This window comes from Nocardiopsis sp. NPDC049922 (assembly GCF_040660275.1).
Classification (GTDB): domain Bacteria; phylum Actinomycetota; class Actinomycetes; order Streptosporangiales; family Streptosporangiaceae; genus Nocardiopsis.
Genome location: NZ_JBFAME010000001.1, coordinates 789,956 through 803,981, shown reverse-complemented (window position 1 = coordinate 803,981; position 14,026 = coordinate 789,956). Strand labels below are relative to the sequence as shown.

At 74.2% G+C, this 14,026-nt stretch carries 17 protein-coding genes; 12 read left to right on the top strand and 5 right to left on the bottom strand.

Going from position 1 to position 14,026, the window contains the following annotated elements; translation table 11 throughout:
* Positions 1–47: 47 nt before the first annotated feature.
* From AB0I72_RS03840 to AB0I72_RS03820, 5 genes are all read right to left on the bottom strand, one after another.
* On the bottom strand, positions 48–1,046 hold the full coding sequence (locus AB0I72_RS03840) for an ACP S-malonyltransferase (protein ID WP_358562636.1): 999 nt from the start codon (positions 1,044–1,046) through the stop codon (positions 48–50).
* Positions 1,047–1,144: 98 nt separating this feature from the next.
* Positions 1,145–1,612: an ester cyclase gene (locus AB0I72_RS03835; RefSeq protein WP_358562634.1), complete on the bottom strand. Its 468-nt coding sequence runs from the start codon at positions 1,610–1,612 to the stop codon at positions 1,145–1,147.
* A 43-nt stretch (positions 1,613–1,655) separates the two neighbouring features.
* The gene (locus tag AB0I72_RS03830; protein ID WP_358562633.1) at positions 1,656–2,357 is read right to left on the bottom strand and encodes an SDR family oxidoreductase; all 702 of its coding nucleotides are present in this window, start codon (positions 2,355–2,357) and stop codon (positions 1,656–1,658) included.
* Positions 2,354–3,016: an HAD family phosphatase gene (locus AB0I72_RS03825; protein WP_358562632.1), complete on the bottom strand. Its 663-nt coding sequence runs from the start codon at positions 3,014–3,016 to the stop codon at positions 2,354–2,356. The genes AB0I72_RS03830 and AB0I72_RS03825 overlap by 4 nt, the downstream gene beginning before the upstream one ends.
* Positions 3,013–4,005, bottom strand: a complete 993-nt coding sequence (locus AB0I72_RS03820; RefSeq protein ID WP_358562631.1) for an AfsA-related hotdog domain-containing protein — start codon at positions 4,003–4,005, stop codon at positions 3,013–3,015. Before AB0I72_RS03820 ends, AB0I72_RS03825 begins: the two co-directional genes overlap by 4 nt.
* A 213-nt stretch (positions 4,006–4,218) precedes the next feature.
* Here AB0I72_RS03820 and AB0I72_RS03815 point away from each other — a divergent pair, with 213 nt between their 5' ends.
* From AB0I72_RS03815 to AB0I72_RS03760, 12 genes are all read left to right on the top strand, one after another.
* Positions 4,219–4,494, top strand: a complete 276-nt coding sequence (locus AB0I72_RS03815) for an acyl carrier protein (RefSeq protein WP_358562630.1) — start codon at positions 4,219–4,221, stop codon at positions 4,492–4,494.
* Positions 4,487–5,704: a beta-ketoacyl-[acyl-carrier-protein] synthase family protein gene (locus tag AB0I72_RS03810; protein WP_358562629.1), complete on the top strand. Its 1,218-nt coding sequence runs from the start codon at positions 4,487–4,489 to the stop codon at positions 5,702–5,704. The genes AB0I72_RS03815 and AB0I72_RS03810 overlap by 8 nt, the downstream gene beginning before the upstream one ends.
* Positions 5,701–6,840, top strand: a complete 1,140-nt coding sequence (locus tag AB0I72_RS03805; protein WP_358562627.1) for a beta-ketoacyl synthase N-terminal-like domain-containing protein — start codon at positions 5,701–5,703, stop codon at positions 6,838–6,840. The genes AB0I72_RS03810 and AB0I72_RS03805 overlap by 4 nt, the downstream gene beginning before the upstream one ends.
* Positions 6,840–7,244, top strand: a complete 405-nt coding sequence (locus tag AB0I72_RS03800; RefSeq protein WP_358562625.1) for a MaoC family dehydratase N-terminal domain-containing protein — start codon at positions 6,840–6,842, stop codon at positions 7,242–7,244. Before AB0I72_RS03805 ends, AB0I72_RS03800 begins: the two co-directional genes overlap by 1 nt.
* A complete protein-coding gene (locus AB0I72_RS03795) occupies positions 7,241–7,699 on the top strand; it encodes a MaoC/PaaZ C-terminal domain-containing protein (protein ID WP_358562623.1) in 459 nt (152 codons plus the stop codon). Before AB0I72_RS03800 ends, AB0I72_RS03795 begins: the two co-directional genes overlap by 4 nt.
* On the top strand, positions 7,696–8,490 hold the full coding sequence (locus AB0I72_RS03790; protein ID WP_358562621.1) for a thioesterase domain-containing protein: 795 nt from the start codon (positions 7,696–7,698) through the stop codon (positions 8,488–8,490). Before AB0I72_RS03795 ends, AB0I72_RS03790 begins: the two co-directional genes overlap by 4 nt.
* Positions 8,487–9,908, top strand: a complete 1,422-nt coding sequence (locus AB0I72_RS03785; RefSeq protein WP_358562620.1) for an MFS transporter — start codon at positions 8,487–8,489, stop codon at positions 9,906–9,908. Before AB0I72_RS03790 ends, AB0I72_RS03785 begins: the two co-directional genes overlap by 4 nt.
* Positions 9,905–10,645, top strand: a complete 741-nt coding sequence (gene fabG, locus AB0I72_RS03780; protein WP_358562618.1) for a 3-oxoacyl-[acyl-carrier-protein] reductase — start codon at positions 9,905–9,907, stop codon at positions 10,643–10,645. Before AB0I72_RS03785 ends, fabG begins: the two co-directional genes overlap by 4 nt.
* Positions 10,646–10,710: 65 nt before the next feature.
* Entirely contained in the window at positions 10,711–10,968 is a 258-nt protein-coding gene (locus tag AB0I72_RS03775; RefSeq protein ID WP_358562616.1) for an acyl carrier protein, read from the top strand.
* On the top strand, positions 10,968–12,173 hold the full coding sequence (locus tag AB0I72_RS03770) for a beta-ketoacyl-[acyl-carrier-protein] synthase family protein (protein ID WP_358562614.1): 1,206 nt from the start codon (positions 10,968–10,970) through the stop codon (positions 12,171–12,173). The genes AB0I72_RS03775 and AB0I72_RS03770 overlap by 1 nt, the downstream gene beginning before the upstream one ends.
* Positions 12,170–13,306: a beta-ketoacyl synthase N-terminal-like domain-containing protein gene (locus AB0I72_RS03765; RefSeq protein WP_358562612.1), complete on the top strand. Its 1,137-nt coding sequence runs from the start codon at positions 12,170–12,172 to the stop codon at positions 13,304–13,306. Before AB0I72_RS03770 ends, AB0I72_RS03765 begins: the two co-directional genes overlap by 4 nt.
* Positions 13,303–13,989 carry a DsbA family protein gene (locus tag AB0I72_RS03760; RefSeq protein WP_358562610.1) on the top strand — a complete coding sequence of 229 codons (687 nt, stop codon included), beginning with the start codon at positions 13,303–13,305 and terminating at the stop codon, positions 13,987–13,989. The genes AB0I72_RS03765 and AB0I72_RS03760 overlap by 4 nt, the downstream gene beginning before the upstream one ends.
* The last annotated feature ends 37 nt before the right edge of the window (positions 13,990–14,026 follow it).

Genomic DNA, 14,026 nt, shown 5'->3' with positions numbered 1-14,026 from the left:
CGACGTCGGATGCGGGTGGGAGCGGCCCCGCCGGTCCCGGCGGCGGTTCACGGCGCGACGCCCGAGGCGACGCGGACCCGCGCGGGCGCCTCGTCCTCGCTCGTGGCGCCGACCGCCTCCGCCAGGGCGGGGATCTGGTCGGGGACGGCGACCGAGGCGCGGGCGGCGCCCCGGGTGATGCGTTTGGCGAACCCAGTCAGGACCCGGCCCGGACCGAGCTCGACCAGGAGGTCGGCGCCCAGGTCGCCGGTGAGCGTGCGGACGGTGTCGAGCCAGAGCACCGGGCTGGTGAGCTGGTCGAGCATGAGGTCCGGCCAGCGGTCGGGGTCGTCGTGGGCGCGGCCGTCGACGTTGGCGACCACGGGCGCGTGCGCGGGGCGGAACGCGGTCCCCGCCAGGGCTTCGGCGAGCCGGGGGCGGGCGGGCTCCATCAGGGGGCTGTGGAACGCGCCGCCGACGGGGATGTCCACCACGCGGGTGGCGCCCTCGGCGAGGGCGGCCTCGCCGCAGCGGGCGACGCCCTCGGGGGCGCCCGACAGCACGGCCTGCTGGGGCGAGTTGAGGTTGGCGACCCACACGTCCGCGCCCTCCCGTACGCGCAGCCGGTCGGCCAGCGCGCGGACCTCGTCGACGTCCAGGCCCAGGACGACGCCCATGGTGCCGGGCGCCGCCGCGCAGGCCTCGCGCATCGCCTCGCCCCGGGCGGCGACCAGGCGGACGCCGTCCTCGTAGCCGAGGGCGCCGGAGGCGACGAGCGCGGTGTACTCGCCCAGGCTGTGCCCGGCGACCGCGACGGGGCGGACGTCGGGCAGGGCCGCGCGCACCTCGGCGTGCGCGACGCAGGCCAGGACGAACGTGGCGAGCTGGGCGTTGTCGGTGCGTCGGAGCGTGTCGGCGTCGGCGTGGAGCAGCAGTTCGGCGACGTCGCGGCCGCTCACCCGGGACGCGCGGTCGACCAGGGTCCAGGAGGGCGTGTGCGCCCAGGGGGCGCCCATACCCGGCTCCTGCGAGCCCTGGCCCGGGAACACGAAGGCGGTCTGGGACACGGTGGGACCTCTTCCTCACGGAGACGTGGGGTCGGGGACGCGGGGACCGGATCCGGCCGCCGCGTCCCCGACCCCGGAGGGGGAGCGGGGAGGGGTGCTCAGGAGGTGACGGGCTGCTGGTCGGGGGTGAAGGGGCGCAGGTCGAGTTCGACGGCGCCGATCTGGAGCATGAGGAACAGGTCCTGGCGGCAGCCCCAGTGCTCGACGACCTTGCCGTCCGCCACGCGGTAGATGTGCATGTGCTCGAAGGCGACGTCGTTGCCGGTGGCCTCGATGCCGAGGAAGTCCTTGACGTGGCGGCCGGTGAAGCGCACGTGGATGATGGCCTTGTCGCCCGAGGCGAAGCTGTCGATGCGGTCCCACCGGGCGTCGGCGAAGACCTGGTTCATCCACGTGGCGGTGCCCAGGTAGCCGTCGGGGCCGCCGGGGGTGCCGGGGGGCGCCTCGTGGTCGACGAAGTCCGGGGCGACGAACTCGTGGGCCACCTCGGCGTTGAGGTCGTTGAAGATGTCGCCCATCCTGTGGGCGATGTCCAGCGTGATCTCGGTCTGGGACTTCTCGGACATGCGTGCTCCTGTCGGTTCGGTGCGGGAAGGTTCCGGCGGGGTGTCAGCCGACGTCGGCTCCGCCGGTGACGGGGATGTTGGCGCAGGTGACGTAGGACGCGTCCGCCTGGGCGAGGAAGCGCACCGCGGCGGCGACCTCCTCGGCGGTGCCCGTGCGGTGCAGCGGGGTGCGGGCGAGGATCTCCTCGCGCCGGGGGGCGGGCAGGTCGGCGATCATGTCGGTCTCGATCAGGCCGGGGGAGACGACGTTGGCGGTGATGCCGCGCTTGGCGACCTCCCGGCCGACCGACCTGGCCAGGCCGAACAGCCCCGCCTTGGACGCCGCGTAGTTGGCCTGGCCGGGGGCCCCGGCCATGCCGGCCAGGGAGGACACGTAGATCAGCCGCCCCCAGCGGGCCCGCACCATGTCGGGCAGGACGGCGCGGGTGACCCTCATGGCGCCGACGAGGTTGGTGTCCAGGACGTCGACGAACTCCTGGTCGCTCATGCCGAGGAGGAGCCCGTCGCTGGTGACGCCCGCGTTGGACACCAGGACCTCGATCGGCCCGTGCTCGCGGCGCACGTGCTCGACCGCCGCCTCCACCGACTCCGGGTCGCCGACGTCGCAGCGCACCCCGGCCAGCCCCTCGGGCGGCTCCGTCCCGCGGTGGGTGACCACGACCTCGTACCCGGCCCCGGCGAAGGAGCGGGCGACGGCCAGGCCGATGCCCCGGTTGCCGCCGGTGACCAGGACGCGGCGGCTCACGGGGTGACCTCGGCGGGCGCGTCGACGAGCCGGGCCAGCTCGGCGGAGGCCTGGTCGGTGTCGCGGAAGTGGACGGCGTGCCACCCGGCGGCGCGGGCGCCCTCGCAGTTGCGCTCGATGTCGTCCACGAGCAGGCACCGACCCGGGTCGACCCCCGCGCGGCGGGCGGCCAGCTCGAACATGGCGGCCTGGGGCTTGCGGGCGCCGACCTCGAAGGACAGGACCACGTCGTCGAAGAGGGCGGTCACGTCGACCATGCGGCGCCAGTGGGCGTCCCACGTGGGGACCATGTTGGAGAGCATGCCGACGAACAGGCCCCGGGAACGCAGCCCCTCCAGGCGTTCGACCCAGGCGTGGTTGGTCTCGCGGTCCTTGAACCAGTCGTCCGCCAGCGTGGTGAGGCGCCGGTCGATGCCGTGGCGCTCTCGCAGGAGGACGCCGATGCGGGCGAGCCACTCGGCCTCGGTGACGATCGGGGTGTCGATGGGCTCCATGTAGTCGTCGGTGCCGAAACTCTCGGTCACCTCGCCGATCACCGTCAGCAGGGCGTGCGCGTCGATGCCGGTGCGCTGGCAGAAGTTCCGCATCGTCTCGGCGATGGGCGGGGTCAGGACCCCGCCGAAGTCCGTCCACACGGCCGTGACCGGGGATGTGCTCATCGTGGGGTCTCCTCCGTGGCGAGGTGGGTCGTGTCGGCGACCGTCAGGGTGATGTCGGCGATGCGCGCGCCCGCCTGCTCGACACGGACCCGCCGCTCCCCGACCGGGGGCGCGTCCGCGGGCGTGGCGGCCCGCACCGGGGAGGTCAGTTCGGCGAAGCCGGTGAAGTCCGCTCTCACCCCGGTCACGTGCCGTGCCGGGGCGCCGGGGCCGTCGGCGTCCGGGGCGGCCAGGACGAGCTGGCGCGCGGCCTCGGTGATGACGGCGGCGGGGAGGTGGTCGTAGGCGTGGTCGAACAGGGACGGGTTGTCCCAGCGGGGCCGGATCTCGGCCGAGACGCCGTCGGGGCCGGTCGCGAGGGGACCGATGACCACGTTGCGCGGGTCGGTGCGGCGGACGGTCGCGGGGTCGGTCGGGTTGGGCGCGTTCACCTGGTCGGTGGTCCACGGCACGCGGCCGTCCAGTTGGGCGCGGCGGACCGCCTCGTACTCGCCGGGGGTGAGGAGGACGACGTCCATGGTGTGCGTCCCCGCGCGGACCCCGTCGACGTGGAAGGTCTGCTCGACCCGTCCGGCGCGGACCCGGTTCCGGCGCGTGCGCACGACGCTGAAGTGGTTGTCGATGACCAGCTCGCCGGGGCGGTCGGCGCACAGCAGGGCGGCCGGGTCGGTCGCGATGGCGAACCGGTCCACGATCATCTGCGTGCCCTCGCGGGCCCCCATGCGGGCGTGCGTCCCGGCGATGGCCGCCTGTCGGCCGGCCTCCAGGACCAGCAGCACGTCGAAGAGCGCCGGGCGCTGGGTGTGGTCGCTGAAGTAGGCGTGGTTCAGCGGCAGCTGCGCCGCCGCCACGGCGTCCGTGTCGGCCTGCGGGCGCAGGTCGGTGAGGAAGACCTCCGACACGGCGCGCCGGTGGACCAGTGTCCGGTCGAGGGTGGACGTGAAACAGAGGTCGGCCCTCGCGGCGTCTTTTTCCACGACCGAGGTCATGGCACCGCCTCTCGTTTAATCGATGACCTTCGCAGCCATCGTCGCAGTGCGCCATAGAAAGGCGATCAATTCTCGATAAAAGCCGCCCGACTACAACTTTCGATGAGGGGGGAGCAGTACAAAGACGCAGATCTGTTGCGGCCTCCACCAGCGGCGGACAAGGTGAGGGAGGACAGGCCCGAACGGCGGGCCGAGAATCCGAAAGGGGCGAGGATGAGCGACACCGGAACCGCCGCGGGAGCCGACGTGGATATGGAGAAGCTGCGCGGAATCGTCATCCAGGAACTGGAGCTGGAGGACGGCGAACTCACCGCCACGGGGCATTTCGTGGAGGACTACGAGGGGGATTCGCTCTCCCTCATCACCGTGGTCGCCCGGATCGAGAAGGAGATGGGCGTCGTCATCCCCAAGTCCGAGCTGCCCGAGCTGCTGAACTTCGAGCAGCTCGCGGCCGCGGTCCACGCGTACGCCGAGGTGGCGCATGCGTGAGACCAGACGCGTCGCGATCACCGGGCTCGGCGCCGTGAGCAGTGTCGGCATCGGCGCCGACGCGTTCGCGGCGGCGATCCGGGACGGGCGCACCGGGACCGGGGAGATCACGTCGTTCGACGCCTCCGGCTTCCCCTTCCGCGTCGCCGGAGAGGTGCGCGACTTCGTCCCCGAGGACATCCTGCGCCGGATCCGGGCCGACCGGTGGGGCCGCAGCGGGCTCCTGGCCGCGGCCGCCTCCCGCCTGGCCCTGGAGGACTCCGGCCTGGACCCCGACGCCGCGTCGCGGGGCCGGTCCGGCGTCATCATGGGCACGACCAGCGGCGAGGCCACGGTGTCCTCGGTGCTGGGCGAGCAGTGGGTCGCCGGGCGGGCGAAGGAGTTCGAGCCCCGCGTGGTCGCCCAGGCCCCGGCCAGCCAGATCTCCGCCGCGGTCAGCACCGAGCTCGCCCTGAGCGGCGACACCCAGACCATTCCCACCGCCTGCTCCGCCAGCAACTACGCGCTGGGGCACGCCTTCGACCTCGTGCGCACCGGTGAGGCGGACCTGATGTTCGCGGGCGGCGCGGACGCGGTGAACCGCTTCACCCACGCCGGGTTCCACGCCCTGGGCGCGCTCGCCCCGGACGTGTGCCGCCCCTTCGACAGGAACCGGGCGGGCATCCTCACCGGCGAGGGAGGCGTGTCCCTGATGCTGGAGCCCCTGGACGCGGCCGTGGCGCGCGGCGCCCGCGTGTACGCCGAGGTGCTGGGCTACGGCGTCAACTGCGACGCCCGGCACATGGTCCACCCCGACCCGGAGAGCATCTCCGCGTGCATCCGCGAGGCCCACGCCTCCGCCGGCATCACCCCCGACCAGGTGGACTACGTGTGCGCGCACGGCACCGGCACCCCCACCAACGACGCCACGGAGGTCCAGGCGGTCCGGGAGGTCTTCGGCGCGAACCCGCCCCCGATCAGCTCGATCAAGTCGATGATCGGCCACACCATGGGCGCGGCCAGCGGCTTCGGCGCCGTGGTCTGCTGCAAGGCCCTGCACGACGGCTTCCTGCCGCCCACGGCCAACGTCACCGAGCTGGACCCGGCCCTGGGCCCCGGCCTGGACGTGATCCCCGGGCACGGGCGCGAGGCCCGGCCGCGGATCGTGCAGAACCACGGGTTCGCCTTCGGCGGCAACAACGTCATCACCATCCTCGGGAGGCCTGAGTGACCACCGTGACGACCGGCGCCCCGGTGTCGGCTCCCCCCGCCGAACCGCTCGCCATCACCTCCGCCGGTGTCGTGACCGCCGCCGGGTACGGTCTGGGGCCGCTGGCCGAGCTGATCGCCTCGGGCGAGCCCGGCCACGCGCTGCCGGAGGGAGCCGACGCCGCCGAGTACCCGCAGGTCAACGTCCGTTCGGTGGCGGGGTTCCGGCTCCGGGACCATGTCGGCCGCAAGGGGACGCGCAACCTGGACCGGCTCACCGGGCTGGGCATGGTCGCGACCAAGCTCGCCCTGGAGGCCGCCCCGGAGGAGGCCGACGGCGACCCCGCCCGCACCGGGGTGGTGGTCGCCACCAGCACCGGCAGCACCCAGAGCCTCACCGACCTGGCGGGCGACACCCTGCTCCAGGACCGGCCCTACCTCGTCAACCCGTCCCGCTTCCCCAACACGGTCCTCAACTGCTGCGCCGGTCAGATCGCCATCTGGAACGGGCTGCGCGGCGCCAACGTCACCCTCGCCGCCGGGCAGGCGTCCGGCCTCAACTCCTTCCGCCACGCCCGGATGATCCTGGCGCTCGGCCGGGCCGACCGCCTCGTCGTGGGCGGGGTCGAGGAGCTGAGCGCGGCGCTGGCCTGGGGCTGGCACGCCGCCGGAGTGCTGTCGGGCGACACCGCGATCGGCGAGGGCGGGGCCGCGTTCCTGCTCAGCACCTCGGAGTCCGCGCGCGCCCGGGGAGCGGCCGTCGAGGCGGAGGTCCTGGGCGTCGAGGTGGGCTTCCACCCCGCCGCGCGCGGCGGTCGCGCCCACGCCCTGGCCGAGCGCGTCGGCCTGGCCCTGGCCCGCAGCGGGCTGGGCCCCGAGGACGTCACCGAGGTCTCGCCCGGCACGACCGGACTGGTCGGCCTGGAACACGCCGAACGCCGCGGCGTCGAGATCGCCCTGGGCGGCGCGCGTCCGGTCCACGACGTGACCCGCGCCGTCGGCCAGTGCTACAGCGCGGCGGGCGCCATGCAGGTCGCCGGGCTGCTGGCCGCGTGGCGGCGCGAGCCGTCCGAGCGGCCCCGGACCGCCCTGGTCACCGCCATGGGCCACGACGGCAACACCGGCGCCCTGGTGCTGCGCGAGGGCGGTGGCTCCTGATGGCCCTGGACCCGATACTGGTCGGCCGCGTGTACCGGTCGGAGGAGACCTACGAGGTCGGCCGCGAGAAGATCCGCGAGTTCCGGGCCGCCGTGGGCGCCCCGGACGGGACGGACGCGCCCCCCACGTTCCCCATCGTGCTCGCCATGAGGGCGCAGGAGGCCGCGGTGCTGGACCCGGCCCTGGGGTTCGACTTCTCCCGCGTCATCCACCGTGACCAGTCCTTCCGCCACACCCGTCCGGTCCGCGCGGGCGACGTGCTGACCACCGAGGTGCGCCTCACCCGGGTGGAGACGCTGGGCGCCAACGACCTCGTGGCGCTGCGCAGCGACATCCGCACCACCTCGGGCGAGGACGTGTGCACCGCCACCACCACCCTCATCACCTGGGCGGCCCCCTCATGACCACGACCACCGCCGACACCGCTCCCGACACACCGTCCCCGGCCCCCCTGGACACGGCCGAGCCGGGACTGGTCCTGCCCGAGCGCCGCTTCACCCTCACCCGGAGCGACCTCGTGCGCTACGCGGGCGCCTCGGGCGACCTCAACCCCATCCACTTCGACGAGCGCTCCGCCGACGCGGTCGGCCTGCCCGGGGTCATCGCCCACGGGATGCTCACGATGGGCCTGGCCGCGACCGCCGTCACCGACTGGTGCGGACCGACCGCGCGCGTCGCCGAGTACGAGAGCCGGTTCGCCCGTCCCGTCGTCGTCCCCCCGGGCGAGGGCGTCGAACTGGTCGTGTCCGGGCGCGTGGACGCCGTCCTGCCGGAGGGCGTGCGCCTCGTGCTCACCGCCACGTGCGGCGGCGAGCGCGTCCTGGCCCGGACCCGAGCCCTGGTGGTGGCGGAGCGATGAGCGTACCGGCCGTTCCCCAGACCTCTCCCCTCGTCCGTACCAGGAGGGTCGACGAGCCGGTCTTCCGGCTGGTCCTGCTGCACCACGCGGGCGGCGCGCACACCGCCTTCCGCGGGTGGGCGCGCCGACTCCCCGCGGACTGGGACGTGTGCGCCGTGGAGACGCCGGGGCGCGGCCGACTCGCGCGTGAGCCGTTCGCGTCCGGGATGGCTCCGCTGGTGGACCGGCTGGCGCGGGCGGTCGCCCCGCTGGCCGACGTGCCCCTCGGGGTGTTCGGGCACAGCATGGGCGCGGCCGTCGGATACGAGCTGACGCGTGTCCTGGCCGAGGGCGGCACGGCGCCGCCCACCTGGTTGGGGATGTCCGGATACCCGGCGCCGGACGCGGCCCGCTCCGAGGACGTCTCGCGGATGTCCTCCCGCGCACTGCGCGCACGGGTCGGCGGCCTGAGCGGCGTGCCCGCCGAGGTCCTGGCCGACGACGAGCTGTGGGCCCTGTTCGAGCCCCGCCTGCGCGCCGACCTGGAGCTGGTGCGGGCGTGGCGCGACGCGGGACCGCCCGGGGAGCTGCCGGTCCCCCTGACGGTGTTCGCGGGTGAGTCCGACGCGGTCGCGGGTCCGGCGGAGGCGTCGGGTTGGGCCGCGCTGGCGCCGCGCTTCCAGGGGCTGCGGTGCTTCCCGGGGGCGCACTTCTACCTGAACGACCAGCGTGACGCGGTGCTCCGGGCGATCACCGAGGAGATCGCCCTCGCCTCGGCCGTCCACGACCCGAGAGGCGGAATCCCCCGATGACCCGTTCGACCGGAGGCGTCGCGGCGATCGTCGCCACGGCCCTGCCGATGTTCATGGTCGCCCTGGACAACCTCATCGTCACACACGCGCTCCCGCAGATCCGCGCGGAGTTCGGGGGCGGGCAGTCCCAGCTCCAGTGGGTGGTCAACGCCTACGTGCTGGCCTTCGCGGGTCTGCTCATGGCCGGTTCGGCGCTGGGCGACCGGTTCGGCCGCCGCGGGGTGTTCGCCGTCGCGCTGACCGTGTTCACCCTGGCCTCCGTCTGGTGCGCCACGGCCTCGTCCCTGGGAGAGCTGATGCTCGCCCGGGCCCTCCAGGGCGCGGGGGCCGCCGCCGTGCTGCCGCTGTCGCTGACGCTGGCGGCCGCCGCGGTGGACCTCCGGCACCGCAACGCGGCCATCGGCGCGTGGGGCGGGATCAACGGGCTGGGCATCGCCCTGGGCCCGCTGGTGGGCGGGGTGTTCACCGAGACGCTGGGCTGGCAGTGGGTCTTCTGGATCAACGTGCCGGTCGGCCTGCTGGCGCTGCCCGCGGTGCTGTGGTTCGTCGCGGAGAGCCGGGGCGGAGCCGCCGTCTTCGACGTCCCCGGCACCGGACTGGTGACCGGCGCCCTGGTCGCGGCGGTCTGGGGCGTGGTGCGCGCCGCCGAGTCGGGGTGGTCGTCGGCGACCACCCTGGGAGCGCTCGCGACGGCGGCCGTCCTGCTGGCGGCGTTCGTGGCCTGGGAGCGGCGCACGCCGACGCCGCTCGTCCCGCTGGAACTGTTCCGGAGGGGCCCGTTCGGGCTGAGCGTGCTGGTGTCCCTGGCGATGTACTTCGGTGTCTTCGGCTCGGTGTTCCTGCTGGCGCAGTTCATGCAGGGACCGATGGGCTACGCGCCGTTCGAGGCCGGGCTGCGGACGCTGCCGTGGACGGCGGCGCCCATGCTCGTGGTCCCGGTGGCGACCGTGCTCGTCGACAGGGTCGGCGGCGGTCGGATGCAGGCGCTGGGCTGCGCGCTCCAGGCCGGAGCGCTCGGCTGGCTGGCACTGGCGGCCACGACGGAGATGTCCTACGCCTCGATGCTCCCGGCCCTGGTGGCCGCGGGAGTCGGCATGGGACTGGTCTTCGCCGCCAACCCCGTGGTCGTCATCGCGTCCGTGCCCGAGGACCGGCACGGCACCGCCTCCGGCGTCAACAACACCGTCCGCGAGTTCGGCGGGTCCCTGGGCATCGCCGTGATCAGCACGGTCTTCGTCCTCTTCCACCCCTCCGGCGCCGAGACCGACGCGGGTTTCGTCGCCGGACTCCGACCGGCGGTCCTGGTCGGCGCCCTGGTCACGGCGGCGGCCGCGGTCGCCGCCCTGTTCATCGCCCACCCCGCCCGCCACCCTTCGCAGTCCCCCCTTCCGACACAGGAGAGCGAGGTCCGCAGATGACGGACAGACCCGTAGCGATCGTCACCGGAGGGTCCCGCGGCATCGGGCGCGCCGTCGCCCTGCGGCTGGCCTCCGACGGCCACGACATCGCGTTCTGCTACCAGAGCGCCGGAGACGCCGCGGCGACCACCGCCGAGAAGGTCCGCGCCACCGGAGCGGCGTGTTTCAGCGCCGCCTGCGACGTGTCCGACCTGGCCGCCGCGCAGGAGTTCGTCGCCGCCGCCAAGGCGGAGCTCGGCGACCCCGAGGTCCTGGTGAACTCGGCGGGCATCCTGCGCGACGCCCCCGTCGCGATGATGGACGGCGCCGACTGGAACGCGGTCATCGACACCAACCTGACCGGTACGTTCAACCTCTGCCGGGCGACGGTGTTCGACTTCATCAAGAACAGGCGCGGCAGCGTCGTCAACATCTCCTCCGTCATGGGGGTGCACGGCAACGCGGGCCAGGCCAACTACTCCGCCGCCAAGGCCGGGATCAACGGCATGAGCAAGGCGCTGGCCAAGGAGACCGCGCGGTACGGCGTGCGCGTCAACGTGGTCGCGCCCGGCTTCATCGAGACCGACATGACCCGCTCGCTGCCCGAGAAGGTGCGCGCCAGCGCCCTGGACAAGGTGGCCCTGCGCCGCCTGGGCACCCCCGAGGACGTCGCCGACCTCGTCGCGTTCCTCGCCTCCGACCAGGCCTCCTACATCACCGGCCAGGTCGTGCAGGTCGACGGCGGCGTGGTCATCTGACCCGCGCCGCGATCCCCGCCCCCCATCCCCTTCCCCTTCCCCACCACCACCCGAGGAGACACCCCATGTCCGAGACCGGCACCGCCCTCATCGACCAGCTGCGCGAGATCGTCGCCGACGTCCTGGAGGTCGAGCCCGAGGAGATCACCCCCGACGGCCTCTTCTCCGAGGAGCACGAGGCCGACTCGCTCCAGGCCATCGAGGTCCTGGCCCGCATCGAGAAGGACCTGAAGGTCACCGTGCCGCAGACCGAGCTGCCCAACATGGGCAGCCTCAACGGAGTCCACGGCGTCGTCGCCCAGTACACGGGGGCGAACGCCTGATGCGCCGGGTCGTCGTGACGGGCCTGGGGCCCGTGTCCAGTGTGGGAACGGGGGTGGAGCCGTTCGGCGCGTCGGTGCGCGCCGGACGGTCGGGGGTCTCCCCGATCTCCTCCTTCGACGCCTCCGGGTTCCCGCACCGCAACGCGGGCGAGGTCAAGGGCTTCGCCCCCGCGGAACTGCTGGAACGGCTCGACCCCGCCGAGTGGGGACGGTCCAGCCTGTTCGCGGCGGCGGCCGCGCGGCTGGCCGTCGCCGACGCGGGGCTGGAGCCGGGGGAGCTGGCCCGCGCCGGGGCCGGGTCCGTCCTGGGCACCACCAGCGGAGAGTCGCAGATCATCGAGCGGTTGACCGAGCAGGAGGTGGAGCACGGCTGGGAGAACCAGGACGCGGGTCTGTACGGCCGGATCCCCGCGTCCCGGCTGGCCTACGCGGTCAACCGGGAACTGTCCCTGACCGGTGAGGCGATGACGCTGGCGACTGCCTGCTCGGCGGGCAACTACGCCATCGGCTACGCCTACGACCTCGTCCGCCTCGGGGACGCCGACATCATGCTGGCGGGCGGCGCGGACTCGGTGCTGCGCTGGGCGCACGCCGGGTTCCACCGCCTCGGCGCCGTCGCCGAGGACGTCAGCTCGCCGTTCGACCGCGACCGCTCCGGCATCATCACCGCCGAGGGCGGGGCGGTCCTGGTGCTGGAGACGCTGGAGAGCGCCCGTGCCCGCGGCGCGCACGTGTACGCCGAGGTCCTGGGGTACGGGCTCAACTGCGACGCCGACCACATGGTCTCCCCCAACCCCGCCGGGATCGCCGAGTGCATGCGCCGCGCGCACGCCAACGCGGGCGTCAAGCCGGAGGACGTCGACTACGTGTGCGCCCACGGCACCGGCACCCCGGCCAACGACCTGGCCGAGGCGACGGCGCTGCTGGAGGTCTTCGGCCCGCACGCGCCGCCGATCAGCTCGGTCAAGTCGATGCTCGGCCACACCATGGGCGCCTCCAGCGCGTTCGGCGCGATCGCGTCGCTGATCGGGATGCGGGACGGGTTCCTGCCGCCCACGATCAACTTCACCCACCACGACCCGGCGCTCGGCGGGATCGACCCGGTCCCGAACGAGGCGCGGCCGGCCGACCTGAACGTGGTGCAGAACAACGGGTTCGCGTTCGGCGGCAACAACGCCATCACCGTCTTCGGGAGGGTTTCATGAGCGAGACGCGGACGGCCCGCCCCGCGCTGGCGGTCACCGGATGGTCCGCGGTGTCGCCGATCGGCACGGGTGCGGACGAGTTCAGCGAGGCGGTCCGCCTGGGCCGCTCCGGGGAGGCGGACGTCGCGGACGTCGCGGCGATGTTCGACGCGCCGCTGCCGCCCCTGCGGGCGCACGCCATCCCGGGTTTCCGGGCCGCCGACCACGTGGGCCGCAAGGGCACCCGCCACCTGGACCGCAGCACCGCGCTGGCGGTGGTCGCGACCAAGCTGGCCTTGGACGCGACCGACGCGGTCGTGGACGAGGAGACCGACGCCCGCGTGGGGATCGTGCTGGGCACGACGGCGGGCAGCGTCCGCACCACGAGCGAGTTCAGCCGGGACACCCTCGTCCAGGAGCGGCCGTACCTGGTCAACCCGGTGATGTTCCCCAGCGCGACGATCAACTGCCCCGCCGGGCGCAGCGCGATCTGGCACGGGCTGCGGGGCGTCAACGCCACGGTGGCGGGCGGCCAGCTGTCCGGGCTCAACGTGCTGCGCTACGGCTCCGTCCTCATCGCGGGCGGGCACGCCGACGTGCTGCTGGCCGGGGCGGTGGAGGAGTTCAGCCCGCACACGGCCTGGGGGCACCGGGCCCGCACCGCCGGGCACGACGTGCCGGTGGGCGAGGGTTCGGCGGTGTTCGCGGTGGAGGACGCCGAGCGCGTCCGCGCCCAGGGCCGGACCCCGGAGGCGGAGGTCCTGGCCTCGGCGTTCGGCACGGGCGCGCCCGAGGACGCCGCGCGCACCCTGGAGTCGTGCCTGAACCGCGCGCTGCGTTCGGCGGGCGTGCGGCCGGACGAGGTCTGGGGCGCGGCGACGGGCGAGCACGGTGTCGAGGCGCTCGACGCGGCCGAGGACGCGGGCGTGCGCGCGGTGCTCGGGGACGGGCCCGCCCGGATCCGGATCAAGCCGCTGGTCGGCGAGTGCGAGAGCGCCTCGGGCCCGTTCCAGCTGGCGGCGCTGCTGGCGCACCACCGCGCCGACCCGTCCCTGGACGGGCGCGTGGGCGTGCTCACCTCGGTCTCCGCCGAGGGGGCCGTGGGCGCGGCGGTCGTGCGCGGCCACCGCACCGCCCGGGGAGGCGCGGAGTGAGGAAGCCGCCCCGCCTGTACTTCGCGTTCCGCAGCCCGTTCTCCTGGATGGCGCTGCGCCGCCTGGAGGAGCTGTACCCGGAGTCGGCCGAGACCGTCGAGTTCCACCCGTGGTGGGAGCCGGACGAGGACCTGCTCGCGCGGCTGCGCGCCGAGGGCGGCGAGTTCCCCTACACGCCGATGAGCAGGGCCAAGCACCTGTACATCCTCTACGACACCAAGCGGCTGGCCGCCCGGTTCGGCTACCCGATGTCCTGGCCCGTGGACGTCGACCCGTGGTGGGAGGTCCCCCACCTGGCGTGGCTGTACGCGCGCCGGGAGGGCAGGGAGCGCGCGTTCTACCGCGCCGTCACCGAGGCCCGGTGGGAGCGCGGCGAGGACATCTGCGACCCGGCGCTGGTCAAGGACCTGGCGGCCGGGGTGGGGTTGGACGGCGAGGCCGCCGCCACCGCCGCCTCCGACCCGGACCTGCGCGAGGAGGGCCTGCGGGCCCTGCTCGACCTGTACCGGGACGACGCGTTCGGCGTCCCCTACTTCCGGGTCGGCCGCCACCGCTTCTGGGGGCTGGACCGGCTGCACGGGTTCGTCGACGCGATGGGCGGGAGCACCCCCGACACGCCCGTGGCGGACCTTCCCGTCCCGGAGACCGCCCTGGACACGGACACCGCGGGCGGCTGCGGCTAGGGACGCCCGCCCCGCGCCCAGCCCCCCAGAGACCAGG